This is a genomic window from Symmachiella dynata (assembly GCF_007747995.1).
GTDB classification, from domain to species: Bacteria; Planctomycetota; Planctomycetia; order Planctomycetales; family Planctomycetaceae; genus Symmachiella; species Symmachiella dynata.
Genome location: NZ_CP036276.1, coordinates 5,566,917 through 5,588,607, shown reverse-complemented (window position 1 = coordinate 5,588,607; position 21,691 = coordinate 5,566,917). Strand labels below are relative to the sequence as shown.

Genomic DNA, 21,691 nt, shown 5'->3' with positions numbered 1-21,691 from the left:
TCGTCGAGGCGTAGGTCAAGCTGTACATAACGATACCGAGACCGAAGTGAAGCTTTTGATTGTCTTGGAAAATCAATGCGTACTCCCAACAGGATATTACAGACCAAGCTATTCTTGGTAATCGGTCTGTCTTTTGCATTCATCGTTTGCGCAACGGTGTTGGTGTGGTTTGGTTATCCGCCTCTTAGGGAATATTTCCTTGTTCGCAAAGCTGCGGACCGATCAGAGCATGGCGATCTTGCAGGCGAATTGACCTATCTGGAAGCCCTGGCTCGTGAATTCCCTTCAAAACAAAATCGATATCTCCTGTCTTATGCATTGACCACTCGGGCGATTGAATTTAGTGACGCCGGTGAAATTGAAAAAGCGACGGAGGTTTTTGACCGGGCAGTAGGTTACGCCTATGATGATCCAGGAGCATATCACAAATACGCATGTATGCTCATCGACAATGACAACATCGAAGGTGCTGCATTTTTATTATCACGTGCTGAATACTGGAATAATCGTCAACCCCAAGGTCTGGACGTGGTAGGCTTCCAATACCACACAGACGCTCAATTGATTTTCAACATCGCGCAGAAGTCTGCTGCGAATAAGATGTGGAATATCAGTGTCAAGCATTACCGGTTGTTTAAACAAAACCACGATCAATCTAGAGATATCCTCGATGGCAACACGCCATATGACCAGTTAGCGAGAGAGTTGGCGGTTGATCTGAAACTGCAATTATCAGACGAGGACATTCAAGCAATTGTGTCTGAATTCCAACGGCAATCTCTATGAACCCTGTAGCCTGCCGCAGGGTTTCCCAGCACTAAGCATCCCCAACGACGCCGTGATCCACGCCCCCCAAAAAACGCCCGCACCGGATTACCGATGGGGAGCCGCTGGTGGGGTTGTTTGGGTGATGTGTAAATGTGGTTGCATACAATGGTGTCAAATCGCATTAGAATATGCGGATGTTTGATCAGACGTTGACGCTTTAACCATACTGCTAAACATCTCACAGCGCTCAATCATGACTTGGTATGCACAACATGTATTCGCCCAACCTCGCGATGACGTAATTGCGGCGTTCGGTTCGATTCCCTCTTTAGCCGATGCGATTTACCATGTTCCGCACTTGCACGACATGGAATCCGAAGAACGAGTTGTAGATGGGGTTATCCTCGGCAACGATGGTCCCATTGATTTGCATCGGACTGTCCGTCGCGGGCCGATGCTTCCTGTCGATGGGTTGTTGGTGATTCGCGAATTATGTGGCCCGGGCGGTAATCATGGCACTGAGTGGTTCGGCGCGGATGCGGTATTGTGGACTAATATTGGCGATGGTTTGACCGCGTCCGACGATCCTATCTTAGATTGTGACATCGTATTTGCAGACGCACCGGATTGGTGGCAGAACGTTACTCCGCCTACCGGATTGTTGCGTCAACTCCAAACGTTCGCCAACACAACCAAATCCGTTATCGCGTATTATGCATGTCACACATGGGGCGGCGATATAGAATGCAATTTCGGTTGGGTGTGGGATGGCCAGCGACAATCATCCTGTTTCTATCGTGGTTGTGTGGCGGCGAATGTCGAGGGCAATGAAGAGACCGGTATCTATACCGATTTGAGCGGTGCTTTCGCGGTTGATCATGTTGGCCGACGCCTTATCGTCGATGGAGACGTACTGACGTTGATCCTCCTGCACTTTGGTCTGTTACTTCGCGACGGTTACTTCGAATTGCACACGCGATCATTTCCATGGGCAAAGTACAAGCTGAACAAAGACGCCGGATGACGATCGGCTAATCTCCTCGCGATTCACCGTAAGGATCTTCTACGGTTGGAATAGCAGGCGACAAAAATGGGTCGTCAAGTTCGTGTAATGTACCCCGGCAGAGATGCCACACGCGAAAACAGTTTGTGAAATCGGACAATCGGGAACTGTCCTCATCATCGCGAATATAGAGGATCCCATAAGATCCTGGCGAGTTATCGGCAATCCATTGGAATAGCTCAATCACGTATTCGGAGCGATGATTGTGCTGCCCGGTGACGAATACCGAATCGCACATGTTATAGCGATTCAAACTCACGAGTTCATTGGTAATTGTTTCGACATATTCAACGAGATTGTCCCAACAGCGATCCTGAAGAATCGAATCGGTATTGTGGGTGTGATACTGAACCCTAGCCCAACCGTGGAACTCAAACATTCGGATTCACCCTCGTTGAAAAACTGGACAATATGTCTCCTCACTCCGCCGATGCAAACAACCCCGTCGCATACCATTTCCCACTCGCCCCCAACACCAAATCGTAACCGTAGAACACATGCTTGCCGGACACGCCGGCCCAGTGGCCGGGGGATTGGCGCCAGGCGTGGACGCAGTCTTTGGCGCCTTCGATTAATGTTTCGCCGCCCCAACTGACGGCGGCGACTTCGCCGACGATGAGATTGTCGAAGTGGGCGTTCAATTCGTGAAACCGGCGGTCCCAATTGTGGTGGCCGACCTGTTCGATGCGTGCCATCACCCGCGAATGCTTGTGTGTTTCGGAGAGCAAGTGTGCATCGACGTCGCTCTCGGTGCTCTTAGGGGATTCGGGGTGAATGCGAATGGCATAAATCAATGCGCGTTGCGTGATACTTGCACGCGGCAAACCGAGCACGGTCTGTGTCGCCCGCAGCGAATAAAATCGGCCGGGTGAAAAGGGATGCGCGGAGATCAGTTTGCCGTATTGCCCCGTTTCGTCATCGATCAGGTCCATCACAGCAATTCCCTGTTGCTGCTCCATGTGCTTAAACGCCTCGTGATCAAGAAGCCTGGTCGCCGGCTGATCGTCATCGCCTGGGACCTCAACGTCCGTCGGCAGCACGACTCGCACGTATTCGTCTAGCGTCTCGTGTAACTCCGCTTGCGGAAGGACGGTCTCCGTATAAGCCGTTGCGGCGGGAGTTTCTTGGGTATCTCGGAAAAAGATCAACAACAGTTTCTGTTCCTGTTGCGCTTGGCGATACGCGTCGTAATAGTCGGTCTGCCACTCATGACGGCCGATTTGTTCCGCGGCGCAGACTTGTTGTCCACCGATCAAAAACAGCAATGTTGCCAGGGTATACCATTGGTGGTTATTGAGTATCCAGCGTTGCGGGAGCATGCGAAATTCTCTCAAATTTGAAGGCGATTGTTCGAGCGATTAGAAACGTCAGGGCCATAAATAACAGGCGATTTCACGGCGACAAGTGAACAGAAGTTACCCCGCTGGCCTTTGAAAAGTGGTTTGCGGATGGAGAGTTCCTCTCGTTGGTTCGCTGCAGTGCGAGCCGTTTCGATTCTTTTTGGAAAATTACGCAATCGGCCAGATATTCTTGCCGTGTCTGCTGCCGGATGTCGCGTTCATGTATGACACACAGAAATAAAATGTTCGGCTGGGCCAAGCCTTGCGACCCTTATCTCGCAGGTTCAGCGGTTCAATTCCGTAGGAACATTTTTTTCTCTGTGAGCCCAATCCGAGGCTCGTCAGTTGTTCTCGATTTCTCTCAATCGATGTCATGCATTCGGCCGTTGTTTCCAGTTCGCTGAGTTGCTCGCGATGGAATTGACCGGCTCGCTCAAAGTCATTTCAAAACGCTCTAACGTTTCCCACTGACGCTGAACTGCGAGTTTTGAGAACAAGCGGAACCGGGTTTTGAAACGGCTTGCCCAGGGGTGACAGTCCACATTGCTTCCGAGGCTCGCCCAAGCCTCGTTGAAATCGCTTCAAGTTGCGCAAGCCGACCAGTCGATACAATCGATGGTGTAGTCCTCCGATTGCGGTGGATGACTACGCGCCTGTTTCGAGATATACACGTCTTGGCACTGTCCTGACCATTCCGGCGGAATCCCATGACATCGCCCGTATTCTTTGCCAGCAAAATTGCATTCCTTCACGCTCCGCGCCTGCACCGGTGGGCCGCTGTGGTCTTGGCACTGTTGTGCCTGGGCTGGGAGGCGCGATTGGCTCCGGCCGCTGTGCCGATTCCTACGCGACCGATCTATACCAACCAACCGCGGTTTCGCATTCCGTTTCGTTACGATCCGGCGGAACTAGAGCGGATGTCGGCGACGCAGATTTTGTTGTATGTTTCGGACGACGAAGGAATCAAGTGGCGCAAAAGCCAGGCAGTGGCGCCGACCGATGGACGATTTACTTTCAACGCACCGGGCGACGGCGAGTACTGGTTTGTCGTACGCACTCAGAGTGCCGACGGCAGTTTGACGCCTGCACAAGAATCGATTGAACCGGGCCTGAAGGTCATCGTAGATACGTCAGCGCCGCAACTGTATTTGACGGTACGGCAATCGCAACCGGGCTGGGCGCAACTGACTTGGAAAGCGGTGGACACTCATCTCAAGCCGTCGTCGCTGACCTTACACTACAAACAAGGCAACAGCACGAAGTGGAAACCGTTGTCGTTCGTCCCGAACACTGAGGGACAGATGCAATGGCAGATTCCCACCGGCGGCAATATCGTCGTCAAAGGGACGGTGCAAGATTTAGCGGCCAATACCGGCAAGGCCGATATGCAAACATCCATCGCTCCGGCGACGGACATTGTTCCCCGGACCAACGTTCCTGGGTTGCCCAAGCCAGTGGCCAACAAAGGCCGCGGTTCGAAGAGTAACACCGGATTGTATATTCCCAAACGCTTCTCCGAGACCGAAGAGGGGAGCGCACAATTCAAACCGGTTCGGCAGGATTCCACTCCGGATCCGTTCGCGCCATCTCCCTCCCAACAGGAAGGGTTTGTGGCCAACACCAAGCCAATTGGCTCGCGATGGCACGACGATGAAACAACGTCGCCTAATCAGGCTCAAAGCGATTTGCCGGCTGTGCCGTTTCGGTTCGTCAATTCACGTGAATTTAATATTGGCTACAAAATCGATGACATCGGGCCGTCAGGCGTGAGTGCTGTTGAAGTCTTCGTTTCGCAAGACAATGGCGACTCATGGTGGAAGTTTGGCGTGGATGACGACCGCAAAAGCCCGGCACGCGTCAAAGTGCCCAAGGAAGGTCGTTACGGACTGGCGATGCGCGTCCGCAGCGGCGTGGGATTGACCTCCGATCCTCCGCAAGCGGGCGAACGTCCTGACATGGTGATTGTTGTCGATATCACCCCGCCGGAATTACGATTGCTGCCGTTGGAGCAAGGGCAGGGGGTCGCCAACAACCAAATTCTCATCCAATGGGACATGGAAGATCAGAACCTGGCCGAAGAACCGATCACCTTGTATTACGGCGGATCGGCCGCTGGACCGTGGCATCCGATTGCCGGCGCTCATCGCAATACGGGCCGCTATTTATGGAAGGTCGGACAAGGAGTGCCCTCGAAACTCTACATCCGCATCCAAGCCCAGGACGCCGCCGGCAACACCCAAACGGCTTCCACCGATTATCCCGTCCTCGTCGACCTATCCCGGCCGCGTGCCCGGATTGTTGACATCGAACCGGACGGCAGCGGACAACGTCAGTAGGCGCTGGTTGAATGACAGCTGGGGTGTTGCCTACCCGGCACGATCACATCAAAATTCGTGGGAAACACAAAGCCCGGTTTATCGGGCGTCACGCGCAGCGGTATTAGCCCCGTCGTTTACGGCGGGGAAGGTGATCGCTGGTCCTGCAAATTCACCCCCGTTTTACGGGGGTTCTCGTGGCGTGGCTTTAGCCGCCAACCCATGGCTCAAGCCGAACAGCGAGAAGCCTCGTGAACGAGGCTCGGTAGGCGCTGGGTACGACCATTGCGACCCCGTCGTAAACGACGGGGCTAATACACGCGATTCGCGTGACAAGTCCCGTAAACGGGACTGAGGCGAATGCAACCGTGCCGAGCGTCCGTGTGCAGACAACCTCCGCTCCGGCAACTACTCCGGGGTGTGTTCCAGTAGCCAGTCTTCCAGAATCACATGCCGGATGTGTGGTGCTCGTAGGAGGGCTGACTTTGCGGGGAGAATGTTTCTCAACCAAGCAAAACGGTTCAGGCCCGACACGACTCCACTGCTGATCGCTTTGATGTAATTGCTTCCCATTTGCTGCGTGACGTTCGTGCTAAGCCGTTCGAACGTGCTGGGAATGATGTTCGGTTCAGGGCCGACATGGAGGATGGTTTTCACACCCGAGGCCAACGTGGTGTAGATCACATCCCACAACATCTGCGGGTGGTCGGTCCAGCGGACGAGGATGTCGCGGCTATTGGACTCCGTATAGTCCGCACCGCCGGTGACGCAGGATAGGATTTTGGGGTGGGGAGCGACGTGGCCCCCTTGAATGTGATAGACCTTCATGCCAGCGCGATTCGCGACGCTTTTTTCCCAAACCAATGGGGTGTGCAACGGCGGCCAGTGATGCGGGTTTTTGTGAACAACAACCCGCCCCTCGAAGAACTCTTTCTTCAGTTGGTTGAACCTGGTGATGGTCTTGCCTTGCCCAAGGACCAATGCGGCATTGGGAGCCAATTGTGCGGAGGGACCAATCAGTCCTTTTCCTTCGCAGCTAATGACCATGCACAGGTGTTTCAGTTTTGCAAAATCCAGGGCGATACCGCGCGTGAAGACAACACCCATGGTCACGTCGTGTGCCAACGATGCGCAGTCGTCGCAGAGGCTGAGTGGCACGGACAATAATTGGTCGAGCTCATAAACGCCTCCGACGACGAGCGAGGCCAATTCACCGACGCTGTAACCCATCGTGAGTTGGACATTCTGAACATCGGTGCCGTAGAATTCCTTGAGCAAACGCAATTGGGCCAATTCCATGCCCACGATCAATGCGGTGTCATCGGGAAACGTGGTGAGGGAGGTTTCCCGATTGGTCTCGACGTCACTGACCAGATCGACAGGTCGACCAATTGCAGCTGCGCAGATTTCTGAAGACCGTTTCAGTTCCTCACGGACGATTGCCCCATAAGCGGGGTGCATCAGCAGTTCGCGACTGCGGCCCATATTGGTGACGTTGTATCCCCGGAACGCAAGTGCAGCGGATTGAATTCCGCCTTCAAAGGGGTCGTCCATCGAAAATCTCGCGATTCAAGTGAGTTCTGGGATGAAAACCGTCTCAAGGTGGGCTACTGTATTGCCTGTGCACAAAAATCGAGACGTGGCTGGCCAATTGTACATTCGACCACTGATTCAACTGTGTAAGCGGCCACAAACCGGCGGTTTCGGTTCATTTCTTCGGCGAAGTTGCTTGTTTTGATGAAACGCAGTTTTATATCGCTTTGGGGCCACTTGGCATAGATGTCTCCAGGGATTCGGTCAACGAAGTCCGCCCCGACCATCGGTCGGCGTGCTGTGAAAGACGTCAAAACGTCGTGAATATTCCAACTGATCCGTCGCAAACTGTTTCCGTTCATCGAATTCAGATTCCGAATCCGTTTTTTGAAGGCGACACCAACGTCTACTTGCTGGAGACCGAGCCGCTGACGTTGATTGATACGGGGATTGGGACCGAAGAGGCGTTTGAGTCGCTGTCGGCAGGTTTTCAAACCGCCGGCCACCGCATCGAGTCGTTAGAGCGACTCATATTGACGCACAAACACCAAGATCATTTTGGATTGTCGCGGCGGCTGCAGGATTTGACCGGCTGTGAGGTGTTTATTCACGAGGACGATCTGCGCGACGTCACGCATGTGAGCGAGCGGCTGGATGAGTATGTCGGCATCATCCAGGAGCGGCTAACCGGTTGGGGCGTGCCCGCTGCGGATATTGAACACGTCTCCAGCATGCCGTATCGACTCGACAAATTGTGTGGTTCCACCGCAGCACAGTCATTGAGCGACGGACAGCGTCTCAAATGTGGCGAAACGGAGATGGAGGTTATCCATACTCCGGGCCACACCGTGGGCAGCATCTGTTTGCGGCTGGAAAATCATCTGTTCACCGGCGACCACGTGCTGCCGGGATACACGCCCAATATCGGCGGCGCTGATATTGAGTACAACGGGCTGTTGGGGATGTATCTGAAGTCTTTGGAGCGAATCGCCGGATTTGATCGTCCAGGATTGACGGTCTTGCCTGGCCACCACGAACCGGTCACCGATTTGACAGGGCATGTGCAAAAAACGATTGCGCATCACGCACAGCGCGAGTCGCAGATTTTGGAATTGCTCTCTGGTGGTACAGCGCTGAGCGTCTACGAAATCGCCATCAAGATGTTCGGCACCATGCACGACTTTCATTTGGTGTTGGGGACCGGCGAAGTGCACACGCACCTGGAATTGCTGCTCGATAAGAAACAAGTGGTGCACGAAGCGGGGCGCTATTGTTTGCCCTAGTTGCTAATGTCGCAACCTGTTTTCTAGGAACGGCTTACGTTCTAATCGTGGCGGTGTGTCTTGAAAGGCGTTCGTTACTCTGCTAACATATTTGCCGACCCTCCTAGAACGTCCCTCCTTAACTTTGTGAAGTCCCACCTAAGTCGTGCCGGTGCATATAGGCTGCGTCTGGCCAAAAGTTGGCCGATGATCCTTCCTCGCCATTGAGCACCGCGTTCCAGCCGGAGCATCCATGAGCTTGCGTCCTGTTTTCCAGTTTGGAATCGTGATCGTTTGCGGCATTCTTTGTGTCGCCAACTGCGTTGAGACGGTTCGCGCCGAGGACGCCCTTGAGGCGCAGATCGATTTCCAGAAAGACGTGCAGCCCTTTTTCAACGACTACTGCGGCACCTGTCACAATCCCGACGACCAAATTGCCGGATTGGATCTCGAGCAATTTCAATCGGTCGAATCGGTCACGACCGAGCGCGGAACATGGCAGAAGATTCTTCACGTCTTAAATACCAAGGAAATGCCGCCTGAGGATGAAGCGCAGCCCAGTGAAGAACAACGCAAGGCGATCACACAATGGATCGACCTGGAGTTGAAGAGTTTTGATTGCACCAAGATTGACAACCCCGGCCGCGTAACCATCCGCCGGCTCAATCGCGTGGAGTACAACAACACGATTCGCGATTTGATGGGTGTCGATTTTCAACCCGCAGACGATTTCCCTTCGGATGATGTCGGTTATGGTTTCGACAACATCGGTGACGTGCTGTCGATGTCGCCGCTGCTGATGGAGAAATATCTCTCCGCCGCTGAAAAGATTGTGGAGACCGCTATTTGGGCTGAAGATCCTTACCAAGCGCCGCGAAAGAGCTTTGAGGGGGCGGAGATGCAGCAAGATCGCGGTGGCAGGGCCATCGGGAAATTCCGCTCGTTGGTGTCGATGGGTGAAGTCTTTACGGAGCACGAATTTGCAGCCGACGGCGACTACTTAGTGATTTGCGAGGCGTACGGCAAGCAGGCGGGACCGGACCCGCCGAAAATGGAATTCCGGATTGACGGCAAAGCGGTCGAGACGGTGAATGTGACCGCAGTTGCTGAGTCGCCGGGGTACTACGAAATTCGCCTTCCGGTGACCGCCGGCAAGCATCGCGTGGGAGTCGCCTTCTTAAACGACTACTACAAACCAAAACACGAAGACCCCAAACTGCGCGGCGACCGTAACCTGTATATTTGCAACGTGGCCATCCAAGGACCAATTGAAACCACACCCCAGGAATTGCCGGAGACGCACAAACGACTCGTGTTCTGCGATCTCTCGGAAGGGGAAGACCCACTCAAATGCGCCCATGCGATACTGGATCAATTCATCAGCCGCGCGTTTCGCCGCCCGGCCACTGAGGATGAAATCAAAAATTTCATGCGGTTGGGATACAAAATTATCGAGGACGGCGGCACCTCTGAACAGGCATTGCGGGTGGTCTTCAAAGCCATCCTGATTTCGCCGCAGTTTTTGTTCCGCATCGAATTCAACGAAGCTTCCGAAAAGGATGAGCAAGACCGTGCGCTGAACGACTATGAGTTGGCATCGCGGTTGTCCTATTGGCTGTGGAGCAGCATGCCGGATGACGAATTGTTCGAACTGGCCGGCAAAGGGGAGTTGAGCAAGCCGTTGGTGTTGGAAGCACAAATTCGCCGGATGTTGGCCGATCCCAAATCGTCAGCACTGGTGGAAAACTTTGCCGGACAATGGCTGCAACTTCGCAGTTTGACGGAGGCGGCACCCAATAAAGATATCTTCAGCGAATTCGACGACGAATTGCGGTTGGCGATGCGGCGCGAGACCGAAATGTTTTTCGCGGCTGCGATTCGCGAGAACTTGAGTATTTTGGATTTTCTTGACGGCAAGTTTACCTACGTCAACGAGCGGTTGGCGAAGCATTACGGACTGGAAGGGGTCAGCGGCCCGGAATTTCGTCGCGTCTCTTTAGAAGGAACCCAGCGAGCCGGCGTGTTAACGCAGGCCAGCATATTGACGATTACCTCGGATCCCACGCGGACTTCACCCGTGAAGCGGGGGAAATGGATTTTGGACAATATTTTAGCCAGTCCGCCGCTCCCGCCGCCGCCAGACGTTCCCCTGCTGTCGGAGGATGCCGACGCAGTGGCATCGGGGACGTTGCGGCAACGATTTGAGATTCATCGTTCGAATCCCGCCTGCATTTCCTGCCATGAGAAAATGGACCCCCTCGGTTTTGGTTTTGAGAATTTCGACGCAATCGGCCGCTGGCGGACCAAGGATTCCGGCTTTGATGTTGATGCCTCCGGCACGTTACCTGATGGACAGACGTTTAACGGTCCGGCGGAACTGCTGACAATTCTTAAGGCGAGCCGAGGCGAATTTAGCCGATGTTTAACTGAGAAGATGTTGACCTACGCCCTGGGACGGGGCCTTGAGTACTACGACAAGTGTGCAGTAGACTCAATCTGTGAAGCCCTGGCCAAAGACGATTACAAGTTCACGACCATGTTTTTAGAAATCGCGAAAAGTGATCCGTTTCGCAATCGACGGAACTCTCCAGGAGATAAAAAATGAGCAAGAACTGGCATATCCCGCGTCGGACGTTTTTACGTGGCATGGGAACGGCGATCGCTTTGCCCATGTTCGATGCCATGTTGCCGGCCGTTGGTCGCGCTGCAGAAGCAGAAACAGCCGCATCCACCGCATCCGCCACCACCGCGGCGGCGCCCATGCGGACAGCCTACTTCTATGTTCCCAACGGCGTGCACATGGAGCATTGGAAGCCGAAGACCGACGGGACCGACTTTGAGTTACCGGAAATCTTGGCTCCCTTGGAAGAACTACGGGGCGACGTCAACATCCTCACCGGTTTGGCCCACGACAAGGCTAAGGCCAACGGCGACGGCGCTGGAGACCACGCACGGTCCGGGGCTGCGTTTCTAACCGGTTGCCAACCACGCAAGACCGATGGCGCCGACATCAAAGCCGGCATTTCCGTCGACCAGTTCGCCGCCCAGAATGTCGGCAAGCATACGAAGTTTGCTTCCTTGGAATTAGGATTGGAACGAGGACGCCAAGCGGGGAATTGCGACTCAGGCTATAGCTGCGCCTATTCGTCCAACGTCTCGTGGCGCAGCGAATCGACGCCGATGGCCAAGGAGATCGATCCGCGATTGGTTTTCGAACGGCTGTTTTCGGTCGGATCGACCCAAGAGGTCGCCGGCAGCGTCGCGCGTCGCAACCGCGAACGCAAAAGCATCCTCGATTTTGTCTCGGATGACGCAAAATCTCTGAGAAAAAAATTAGGGCGCAAAGATAAACGGAAGTTGAGCGAATACCTCTCTGGAGTCCGCGAAATCGAACAACGGATCGCCAAAAGCGAGACACGAGAGACGATTACCGTTGCGGGTGTGACTGCTCCGGCGGGGATTCCCAAGGATTTGGGCGAACACTATCGCCTGATGTGCGACATGCTGGTCTTGGCATTTCAAGGAGATTTGACGCGGATTTCGACATTCATGGTGGGCAACGCGGGCAGCAACCGCAGTTTCCCCTTCATTGATGTGCCGGAAGGGCATCACAGCCTGTCGCATCACCAGAACAAACCTGAGACTTTGGAAAAGATCAAGAAGATTAACTTGTTCCATATGCAGCAGTTTGCATATTTCCTCAAGCGGTTGAAATCAATCGAAGAGGGGGAAGGGACATTGTTGGACAACTGTGCGATCGTTTACGGATCGGCCATTGGGGATGGAAATCGCCACAATCACAATGACTTGCCTGTCGTCTTGGCCGGCAAGGCCGGTGGCACGATTCAAACGGGGCGGCATATTGTTTATGAAGACGATACCCCGATGAATAATCTGTTTTTATCGTTGTTGGATCGCCAAGGAGTCGAAGTGGAATCCTTGGGAGACAGCTCCGGACGTTTGAAGGGACTGGAAGGCTGATTTTGCAAGCGGGGCAACCCCGTTTATTCAACGAGGTCTGCCGGTCCGTTATGATGGGGATGAAAACTGAGCGACGAGAAATTGTTTCAAAACCTTACGGCGCATGGTGCGGGCACGCGGGTGCCAGACTCTAAAAGAGTCGCCCTCTGGAATTGAAACAGCTTCTCATCGCGACTTCCCCTTTCTGTGACATCTCTAGCGGACTTCTAGGGCCCATGCCGGTTGACGAAACGGATCGATTGCTTGTTCAACGCATCCGCCAGGGAGACTCCCAGGCGTGGGAGGAGTTGATTGCTCGCTACGAAGGCCGATTGTTGGCATTTGTGATGAGCCGTCTCGGCAAACGGGCCGTGAGTGAAGATGTCGTGCAGGAGGCGTTCTTGGGGTTCGTGGTCAGCCTGCCCAACTACAACGACAAGACGCCGCTGGAAAGCTATCTGTTTGCGATTGCCGCTCACAAGCTGACCGACACGCTGCGGCGCGAAGGGCGACGTCCGACGATCCCGCTCATGGCCTCCACCGAGACCAGCGCGCCGGCTGCTGAGCCGCGCGCCAATGTCCGGATGGCATCGAGCATTGCCCGCAGCGGCGAACGGCGTTCGGTCGAAGAGGCGTTCCTGAGAGAGACATTGGAATCGATGATCGCCTCTTGGAAAGAAAAAGGCGAATACGAGCGGATGATGTGCATGGAGCTGCTGTTCGTGCTCGGATTGCCGAATAAAGAAGCGGCACAGCGGCTGAGAATTTCCGAGCAAGCGGTCGCCAATCACAAACATTTTGTGGTGAGCAAACTCAAGCAAGCGGCCGAGTCGTCGTTGCTACGCGACCTGAACTTCGAGAACCTTGGTTTGTCGTAGCGATTTTGTTCGTCTGTGCTTTGCCTGCGCAACCGAGGCGAGAGCTTTTAGCGACGAATCGTTTGATTAAAGCGGGTCGGATCAAACGCATCGGCCGTGTCGTTGATTCGTTTGCGGATTTTCGCCTTTTCACGTTCCATTTGCGTGGCGACTTCCGCCCGGGGAGATGCCAGCGATTCCCCGGTTAAGGTCTTTTTGATCTGTTGTTGCAAATCCTGTTTGGCCAATGCGCGGCCCCCTTTGCCGGCGGCGACGCTCGACACCCACTTGCGGATTTCCTGCTGTTGCAGGTGTCCACTGCGGCCACGGAACAGGAGTCGGGAGCCGTGATGATTGTCGTCCATTCTCTTCAGCAGGGGGCTCGTTTGGGGATTCTTGAAGTCAACCTGCTTGAGCACGGCGGCCAAGTTGCGCTGCGTTCCCACTCGCGACGAATATTTTCCAACTTTGATACGGAGCAAACTGAAATCGTTGTCCGATGTCGATTCGGCATGGCAATGCGCGTTGGCACACGTGTTCATTAAAATTGGTTGAATTCTCGCCGTGAAGCGTTGTGCGTTTTCTCGCGACAATCCCCCCAACGATTCGGCTTCGTAATCCAGTCCCGCAAATTTACGGCGACTCGTGGCGTGGTCGTCTTCAAGCGCGTCCGGCGATTCCCCCAACAAGGCGTCAAGCCGTCGCAGCATGCGCCGCGATTGGATACGTCCCGGTTCTAAGGCGACGGCATCGTTGAGTTCTCGTTGTGCTTCCGTGAGCAGGTTGTAGCTAATACACCACCGCGCCAGGACCACATGATCCGCAGCGGTCGGTTGATCAATATCCGCCCGTTTTTTGGCGTAGGCATCGTGCAGATCCGAGCAGACGTGACGGACCATATTGTCGGGGACAAACATTTCGCCGCGGGATTTCTGGACGCGATATTCACCGCCGCCATGCGAGATGCGACCTTTGATGATTTTGCCGTTGTCCAACAGCAATAGTCCCGATTCCAGCACATGGGGCGTCGATGGTTTCGGCACCGGTTCGCTGGCAAACGCGATGTGGGACATGGCGATGATGGCACTGCAGAGCACGGCCCAGACGCGCGCATCGTCGAGTCGCAGTGAAAATTTTCGTTGGATTGATTTGTGATCGGTCACGGTGACGGATTCCCTTCCGAACGGCGGATGTTCCGCAGTTACGAACATTCCCGGTCGCCGAATTGAGAGCGGCAGACTGATCGCGAATTGAGATGGCTTGTGCTTGGGAGCTGAGAGGAGCGGGAGAATACCCGGCTATCGGCGATGGGTCAATTGGAATTGTCGCGCCGGCGGTTTGGCCGTTTAGCGCCTCAACGATTCGGCGGCCCGTTGGACTTGTTGAAACAGTCCGCGACCCTCGTCAGCCACGGGAGACCGCATCCAGCCTCCTTCGATCAACACGCCATAAGTCAGCGCGCACAACAGCGCATAGGAAAACAGGTTTGCGAATACATTAGAGCCCATGAACTTGAGCGCGCTACCGGCTGATTTGGCGAGTTTGAAGCGTATTCCTGTAAATTGAACGCTAAAGATCTCATCGAGAATTAAGTGCGATAAAAACCCAACAGCCACGGCTCCGGCCATCAAGAATCGCGTGCTGGCCTGGTCGCTGCGGTATCCCAAAAAGACGAGTTCTGCGACGATGAATAACGCGGGAATACTGTGGAACATACCGCGGTGGACCGTCAGTTTGCCGACGATGGTGGCGCCCAGATAGCGGACAACAAGATAGATCACGACCGCGAGAAACATCGCCCCTTCGTATCCGCCTCCCCAGTGCATCAGCCTTGGCATTAAGACCAAAGGAGCGACGGCAGCGGTTAAGGCGAACAGCTCGCGGGAAGGCGTGCTGTTTTCTAAGTCCAAATCAGGCAGCATGCCGCCAACAGCAGTCAGGCAGCCGGCGAGGGCGCCTTGCATGGGCGTGAATCCACCGAGCATTGTGGCGCCCACTCCGTAACCAACGCCCAGTACACCGCTGGTCGTGACGTGTCCGCGAAAATTGGCCATTGTGTGTCATCCTTGATTCAATGGGCGGCTAGGTGGAGCTGCGTGGGCGATGGAACGGTTTTGAGATACCCAGTGGGGCCTTGGGGTATTCAAGTGCGGACGGCTGCGAATCTCTGCCGATATCAACGCTATCACATCGTCTCGCTTGGGGGGAGAGGGATTGAGGCTTGATAATTCATGCGACCGCTATGGAGCGTAAGATCGCGCGGATCATTTTTTTGGGTAGGACCCGCAAAACCTGTCGCTTGTGGCAACGCATTTCGAAGAAGCAAGAGAGTCGAATTTTTTTTGATTGACCACCGTTGCGTGGAATGCGAATTTGAGTGTAGGTCGTCCGTTTTTGCAATTCCTCTGGTCGCGAAGTCACAATTTGATTCAGCAACTGCGGTGGTCACAAAAGGAGATGTCGGTGTTGAGTAGATTCCTGATTGCAGTCGTTGCACTTGGATTGCTGGGCTCAAGCGCCCAGGCGGAATCGTTCATGTTTTCGCAAGGAACACGCGCTGCGCAAGCGGATTTCGACGTCGTGGGCGGTAATCTCCAAGTGACACTGACCAACACTTCGGCATTCGACACACTGGTGCCGGTGGATGTGCTGACAGCCTTGTATTTCGATATTCTCGGAAATCCCTCACTCTCAGCGGATTCCGCACGTGTGGGAGCTGGCAGCAGCATCATTTACGACAGGGCGACCAGCGATGTCGGCGGCGAGTGGGCTTATCGTCAAGGCATCGGTAGTGGCGCACTGCCGGACGGCCAATCGTACGGTATTAGCAGCACGGGAATGGGCGTCTTCGGCCGCTGGGACATCATTGGCGGCCAGAATCTAGCTGGGCCAGTCAGCCCTGGTGGCTTGCAATACGGCATTGCCTCAGCAGGTGACAACCCCGCCACCGGGAATGGTGGGATTCGAAATACCGGCGGATTGATCAAGAATTCCGCTGTATTCACACTCTCATCGCTTCCGCCCGGCTTTTCCCTCGATCGTATTGGCAATGTCCGCTTTCAGTACGGCACGAGCTTGCTGGAACCGAGTTTTTTGCCCGGGATTCCGCAAGATGCCCTGCCAGCCGTCCCTGAGCCGAGTAGTTTCGTCTTATTGGGCATTGGGGCTGTCGGTCTGGGGGCCTTTGTTCGCCGCCGGAGACGGCTGCTGAAGCCGCAAAACGGCTGATCTGAGCACTGCGAACAACAGTTGAAAACACTTAAACCGCCTCGGTAATCTACCGGGGCGTTTTTTTATGGCTTGACGACAAGATGCATCGCATCAGGGTTTGCCCTTATTTCCTAAATTCATAAGAATTCTACGTTTTTTTTCTGGTCATCGCTTAGCAATGTGATTATTCTGAATGTCTGGAACGGGGCAGTTCTAGGGGTTATGCGAGATATACCATCAAAGGATGGATGGGCCGCTCAGCTCGCAAGTCCAATTCAGATATTATTGACACCATTCGAAACGATAAGTAGTCGGGCCGGGGAGAGACATCAAATGATGGGGTTTACAAGAGTTTTGGCAGTCGGGGCATTGGCGGTCATCGCTAGTTCATCCGTTGCTCACGCCGAGTCCATGTTATTCATGGATAATTTTATCGGACATGGAATGGGGGAGCTGTACACCGGTCCGACGAGCGGGGACTCGATTGCCCCGTTTACGACCAACTCCAGTACAAATGACGGCCGAGTCAGGCTCTATGGTGGCGGGTTGTTGATGGATGTGGATGCCAATGGCAGATACAACCTCAATGAAGCGGATCTCGTCTTAAACCTGGAGGATTGGGAAAATATTCGTGTTACGTTTAACCACCGATCCTATAACGACGAAGTTCACGGATTCGCAGTAGACGAAGATCGAGTGGGCGGGAGCGGCGACCAAAATGCTGGGCAACTGAATCCGTTTGTCGATCACTCGAATGCGGACGGCGTGGCCGTGAGTGTTGATGGTGAGAACTTTGTGCCGATTTGGACGCCGAGCGCCGGTGAGAGTAACTCGAATTGGTATGGCGTTGAAATCAGTTCCGTCGATGCCGCGATCGCCCAAGCTTTAAACCTAGCTGGTGGCAACGGTTCGCTGTCGACGGTGACGTTTCGATTGCAGCAATACGATGACTATTCCAAAACCACCGACGGGCGGGGCTGGGATTGGGTCACGATCTACGGCACCGAAAAGCCATCAGGGGCTCCTGGAGTGGTTCCCGAACCTTCCAGTTTTGTCTTGCTGGGAATCGGAGCGATGGGGCTTGTCGGCTACGGCTGGCGTCGCCGAAAAACTCGCAAAGCCGCGTAGTTCCCACGACATAAAAATTGAAAAAGGCCACCCGAGCATTCGACCGGGTGGCCTTTTTTCGTCTTTGATGAATTGGTCAGAGCAATTGAACTGGTCCGTGCTGGTGCTTGATTTCAATCGGGCTGTCGCCTCAATCCAGCATCCCATCGTATAGAGCGAAAAATAGTTCGTTCGCTGCCAGCTCATCCGCGATGGAAGATGAGAGCAAAGAGCTACCGAGAGAACTCTGTGATACGGGCCATGATTCGAACGTCGAAAATGACTGCTGATTCATTGAATGAGTTAGCGTGGAGACTGAGACAGGTTTTGTGAATTCCGCAGCAGTCGCTTGGCCATAGTTTTCTACCTGCATCAATTGCTCGTCGACTTCCGCGAGGATTGCAGCGAGACCGTTTGACGGGGGAATAAGAGGATCGGCAGCGACCAGTTGCGGGCTCGCTCCCGGCGCGGCGCTCTCGGCAGGTTCCTGCGGTGCAGGCCCATGTTCGTAAACGCGGATGTTGGAAAAGACGACTTCTGAGCGGGGTCTGGAAACATCTTCATCATTGACGAAGAACAGATACTTCACGTATCCCTGGTAGAATTCCCCGATGGGGATGACGTAGTGCACGGTGCCATTGGTGTTCGAGGACGTGCGAAAATCTTGTCGTCCCCAGGTATCGGTTCCACGTAGCTGGAACGTACGTGCAGAGCTGTGGTACCAATCGTTGTCAAATCCGATGCCGTGAATTTCTCCTTCACGCAGGATCCGCAAGTCGAATTCCAACACCGTTTCGCTGGTGATCGTCATCGGCATGCTGATACGTTTCCAGACGTTTCCGTCCAGGCGGACTGCGTTTCCGTCTTTTTCTACCGAAGCATCGCCCTTGGCGTCTTGATTCCCAGCGTACGAACGAATGGGGCGTTGGTCGAAGTTGACTTCTACGACTTCGACATCGACGCTGTGTGACACCGAGCCATATTGCGTGCCGCCGTTTGCCGCCGTTGCTGTGATCGTATGTTGCCGGCCGCTGTTCTGGTAAGTGTGCGTCAGATATGTGGGATTGCCAGCGATATTCTGAACCGTGCCGTCACCCCAATCGACCGTCCAATTGGACACGGCCAATCCATCGCGGGTGTCGAGTCGTAACACGTAATTTTCGCCGACGGTAGCTTCACCCTCGCCACTGAGCGAAGTGGCTGCCTCAACCACGACAGTCACTTTCCCCGTAGACTCACTGTTGGGCATTCCGTCGGTCATGGTGTAGGTAAACGTCTCCGTGCCGTAAAATCCCGCGGCCGGAGTATAGAGGAGATTCGTCCCGCCATTGGCGATGACGATGGTCCCGCCTGCCGAGCCTTGGCTGACAGAGATAATTTCTAAGGGGTCTGAGACTCCGGTGGTTTTGCTGTCGTTGGCGAGGACGTCGAGAGTGACGGAACCATCCGCCTCGTCGGCCGCAAACACGTCATCGTGAGCCCTCATCGACTCATAGACCCGCACGTTAGAAAAGGTGCTGACCGAATTCGGATTGGAAACGTCCTCGTCATTAATGAAGAAGAGGTATCGAACGTCTCCGGTATAAAACTGGCCGATGGGAATGACGATCCGTACCATTTCGGAGTCGTTGGTGTTGGGAACGCGAAAATCCTGCAATCCCCATGAGTCGGTCCCGGCGAGTTGAAACGCGCGGTGTTGGTCGTGGTGCAGGTCCGTGTCAAAACCAATTGCTGAAATCTCCGATGCCCTGAGACTACTGAATTCCAATTCCAGTACGGTGTCAACGGTGATCGTATAGTCGTAGTTAATGCGTTTCCAAACATTACCTGTCAATTGCAACGTCGAGCCGCCGTCGCCGACTGATGCGTTCCCTGCAATGTCTTGCCCTTGGCTATAACTATTGACGCTGTAACTATTGAAATTCAATGGGGGATTGGTCTCTTCGACGACCTCGACGATCAAGTTATTGGCCGAATAGGTCCCGTCCTCGTCCGTCGCTGTGGCTGAAATCGTGAATTGTCCGTCGCTGTTGGCATAGGAGTGAGTGGCTGTCGAGGGGTCGCCGTTGATCTGCTCGATCGTGCCGTCCCCCCAGTTGATGGTCCAATGCGAGATTGTGTCATTCCCGGAATCTGTCGAGAACAGACCAAGTGTGTATGTGCTGCCGCCTTGCGTGGTGTTGCTTCCTGAAATCTCCAGCGTGGCGGCTGCATTCTGAACGGTGATACTTTTAGAAGCAGCGGCATAGGTCCCATAGGAATTCGTCGCAGAGGCTTGAATCATCACGACCGTCGTGCCGTCGGTGTAAACGTGGGATACGCTGTTCGGGTTTCCGGAAACCACTTGGACCGTGCCGTCGCCCCAATTGATGGTCCAGTGTGTGATGGAGTCTGCCCCATCACCCGCGGCCGAAAGTCCCAGTTGGAAGGAGTTTCCTTCGACGACGTAGGTCGCTCCCGATGTCGCTAGCACTGGAACAGGATCGATGACATTGACAACGTGGTTGTCGGCCTCGAACGTCTCTTCGCCATCGGTCGCCGTCACTTGAATCGTGAACTGGCCTGTACCGGTGGTATAAGCGTGTGTGACAGAATCAGAGTTCCCAGCCACGACCTGAATCGTTCCGTCGCCCCAGTTGATTGTCCAGCTTTGAATCGGTGATGCGCCTTCAACAACTTCTTCAAGCTGTAGGGTAAAGGTCTCGTCTTCGATGACGGACGATTCCCCAGAGATGGCAATCTCGGTGGTCTGTTCGGCACGTGTGGCGGAGATGGTGTATTGTCCCACCGAGCCGTATTCGCCGGTGCTGCGCACGACCAACACGTAATTCCCACCGTCGACAGTCGTCGAGATGGTTGCGCCAAAATCATTGGACGGGTCAGCGGTTGCAATTAGGTCTCCCGCCTGGGTTCGCAATTCGAGAACACTATCGAGGTTGGCTCCCACTTCAGCGACGTTCAATTCCAGGGTCAATTGCCCCGCGGCTGCTGTGAAGGAGAAAGCATCTTGATCGCTCATTTTCTCGACGATACCCGAGGACGACGCAGTATTGCCGGTGAAGGAAAGCGTCGTTGCGGAGTCCAACCCGCCATGGTCGTCCGTGCGGTAGCCAAACCCGTTGGCGGCGCGGGCGATGACTGCCATGTCGTCTTGATAAGCATTGGCCGAGTACGTCGTGCCGTCGCTCCACGTGCTGCGGGTTTGGTAGTACGACGACCCCATGATCGGCGCCCAGCCATTGCCGCCGGGATTGTATTCATGGGTTTTCGTGCCACTGCCGTTGTACGCACTTTGATGCCTGAGTCCAAAACCATGCCCCGCTTCGTGGGAAGCCGCTTCGCCGATGTACCGGGCGTTTTTGGCAAGGTGGTCCGGAAAGACATAGACGGTGTTCACGATCGAATCGGTAAAGGAGTTGATGTAACCCAATCCGCCAACGGTCCCGCCATACCAACTGCTATTGCCGCCGATTACCACACGCATTGCTTCGCCGTTGGCGAAGCTGTCAGGTTCGACGGTGGTGACATCAATGTTAAACGGCGCATAGTCTTCAGAGACACGCTGCCAGATTTCGGTAATCGCATCGATTTCAGCCGTGCTAAAGCTGCTGTAATCGCCATCAATGCTGAATGCCGGCGAAGTGATGTTGCTGTAAGCGCCCCATTGCGATTCAAAATGTCCATCAAAATCCAAATACAATTTCACCGAAGCCGTGGGGTTGCTGGAGAGCAACGGCAAACTGGCCAAGGGATATTGTTCACCATCCCCTGATTCGTCGGGGGTTGTGGTCGTTTCGATGGGGTCGAGTCCATGCAGATGGCCACCGGCGCAGCAACCACAGCCGCATCCAGCGGAATGGTCCGTTGCATCATCATCGGTGTGCATGCCGCCATTCAGATCGAGGCTGCTGGACATGACGAGACGGGGTTCCAAAGTTTGAAAACCCAGTCGAAGCTTGTTGAGCGTGGGGAGGCGGCGCGGAGTTCTGGGGATGGCGTGACCGACGAGCCGCGCGAGAAGTGAAGAGGCTTCGGCGGCAAGTTTCGTATTTGATTTCGAACGATCTCGAAACAGCATGGCTGCAATCCCAGAAACGTAAAACGCTATTCAGAAATGAATTGACCTCTTCGGTAGCCTGGCAATCTCTCGAACGAGACCCATGGCTTTGCGTCCTCGTCTCGCGACGAGTTTGCCTTTGTCGAAGGCTCTGGACGAATGCAGCAGCCCGCGGCAAATCTGTGGTATCAACGGTCTGCAATCCTCGAAGCCACCGCC

15 protein-coding genes and 1 riboswitch are annotated in these 21,691 nt (G+C 54.4%); of the genes, 9 read left to right on the top strand and 6 right to left on the bottom strand.

The window, feature by feature from the left end; genetic code table 11:
- Positions 1 to 75 precede the first annotated feature (75 nt).
- Both Mal52_RS21080 and Mal52_RS21075 read left to right on the top strand, forming a co-directional pair.
- Positions 76 to 786, top strand: a complete 711-nt coding sequence (locus Mal52_RS21080) for a hypothetical protein (RefSeq protein WP_145378492.1) — start codon at positions 76 to 78, stop codon at positions 784 to 786.
- Between the two features lie 235 nt (positions 787 to 1,021).
- Complete coding sequence (locus tag Mal52_RS21075) at positions 1,022 to 1,792, top strand: hypothetical protein (RefSeq protein WP_145378491.1); 771 nt, start codon at positions 1,022 to 1,024, stop codon at positions 1,790 to 1,792.
- 7 nt (positions 1,793 to 1,799) lie between these two features.
- Here the strand turns inward: Mal52_RS21075 and Mal52_RS21070 are convergent, their stop codons facing one another.
- Positions 1,800 to 2,210, bottom strand: a complete 411-nt coding sequence (locus Mal52_RS21070) for an Imm7 family immunity protein (RefSeq protein ID WP_145378490.1) — start codon at positions 2,208 to 2,210, stop codon at positions 1,800 to 1,802.
- A 40-nt stretch (positions 2,211 to 2,250) separates the two neighbouring features.
- Positions 2,251 to 3,150, bottom strand: coding sequence for a spore germination YkwD domain-containing protein (locus Mal52_RS21065; RefSeq protein WP_145378489.1), 900 nt, complete (start codon positions 3,148 to 3,150; stop codon positions 2,251 to 2,253).
- A gap of 728 nt (positions 3,151 to 3,878) precedes the next feature.
- Here Mal52_RS21065 and Mal52_RS21060 point away from each other — a divergent pair.
- The gene (locus Mal52_RS21060; protein WP_145378488.1) at positions 3,879 to 5,507 is read left to right on the top strand and encodes a hypothetical protein; all 1,629 of its coding nucleotides are present in this window, start codon (positions 3,879 to 3,881) and stop codon (positions 5,505 to 5,507) included.
- A gap of 387 nt (positions 5,508 to 5,894) precedes the next feature.
- On the opposite strand, the gene Mal52_RS21055 is transcribed toward Mal52_RS21060, so the two are convergent.
- Positions 5,895 to 7,040, bottom strand: coding sequence for an ACP S-malonyltransferase (locus Mal52_RS21055; RefSeq protein ID WP_145378487.1), 1,146 nt, complete (start codon positions 7,038 to 7,040; stop codon positions 5,895 to 5,897).
- Positions 7,041 to 7,339: 299 nt separating this feature from the next.
- On the opposite strand from Mal52_RS21055, the gene Mal52_RS21050 reads away from it, so the two are divergent.
- The 4 genes from Mal52_RS21050 to Mal52_RS21035 all read left to right on the top strand — a co-directional run bounded on the left by Mal52_RS21050 (position 7,340) and on the right by Mal52_RS21035 (position 13,119).
- Positions 7,340 to 8,302, top strand: coding sequence for an MBL fold metallo-hydrolase (locus Mal52_RS21050; protein ID WP_197534371.1), 963 nt, complete (start codon positions 7,340 to 7,342; stop codon positions 8,300 to 8,302).
- 232 nt (positions 8,303 to 8,534) lie between these two features.
- Entirely contained in the window at positions 8,535 to 10,886 is a 2,352-nt protein-coding gene (locus Mal52_RS21045) for a DUF1592 domain-containing protein (RefSeq protein ID WP_145378485.1), read from the top strand.
- Positions 10,883 to 12,262: a DUF1552 domain-containing protein gene (locus Mal52_RS21040; RefSeq protein ID WP_145378484.1), complete on the top strand. Its 1,380-nt coding sequence runs from the start codon at positions 10,883 to 10,885 to the stop codon at positions 12,260 to 12,262. Before Mal52_RS21045 ends, Mal52_RS21040 begins: the two co-directional genes overlap by 4 nt.
- 215 nt (positions 12,263 to 12,477) lie before the next feature.
- Positions 12,478 to 13,119 (top strand): RNA polymerase sigma factor, encoded by a 642-nt coding sequence (locus Mal52_RS21035; protein WP_145378483.1) that lies wholly within the window; start codon positions 12,478 to 12,480, stop codon positions 13,117 to 13,119.
- Positions 13,120 to 13,166: 47 nt separating this feature from the next.
- Here the strand turns inward: Mal52_RS21035 and Mal52_RS21030 are convergent, their stop codons facing one another.
- Both Mal52_RS21030 and Mal52_RS21025 read right to left on the bottom strand, forming a co-directional pair.
- A complete protein-coding gene (locus Mal52_RS21030) occupies positions 13,167 to 14,261 on the bottom strand; it encodes a hypothetical protein (protein WP_145378482.1) in 1,095 nt (364 codons plus the stop codon).
- A 183-nt stretch (positions 14,262 to 14,444) separates the two neighbouring features.
- The gene (locus Mal52_RS21025; RefSeq protein WP_145378481.1) at positions 14,445 to 15,152 is read right to left on the bottom strand and encodes a metal-dependent hydrolase; all 708 of its coding nucleotides are present in this window, start codon (positions 15,150 to 15,152) and stop codon (positions 14,445 to 14,447) included.
- Positions 15,153 to 15,555: 403 nt separating this feature from the next.
- Between Mal52_RS21025 and Mal52_RS21020 the strand changes: the two genes are divergently transcribed.
- Positions 15,556 to 16,326, top strand: a complete 771-nt coding sequence (locus tag Mal52_RS21020; RefSeq protein WP_338054798.1) for an XDD4 family exosortase-dependent surface protein — start codon at positions 15,556 to 15,558, stop codon at positions 16,324 to 16,326.
- 315 nt (positions 16,327 to 16,641) lie between these two features.
- Positions 16,642 to 17,436, top strand: coding sequence for a PEP-CTERM sorting domain-containing protein (locus Mal52_RS21015; protein ID WP_231962407.1), 795 nt, complete (start codon positions 16,642 to 16,644; stop codon positions 17,434 to 17,436).
- A 130-nt stretch (positions 17,437 to 17,566) separates the two neighbouring features.
- On the opposite strand, the gene Mal52_RS21010 is transcribed toward Mal52_RS21015, so the two are convergent.
- Complete coding sequence (locus tag Mal52_RS21010) at positions 17,567 to 21,493, bottom strand: Ig-like domain-containing protein (protein ID WP_145378478.1); 3,927 nt, start codon at positions 21,491 to 21,493, stop codon at positions 17,567 to 17,569.
- A 49-nt stretch (positions 21,494 to 21,542) separates the two neighbouring features.
- Positions 21,543 to 21,620, bottom strand: a riboswitch (cyclic di-GMP riboswitch).
- Between the last annotated feature and the right edge of the window lie 71 nt (positions 21,621 to 21,691).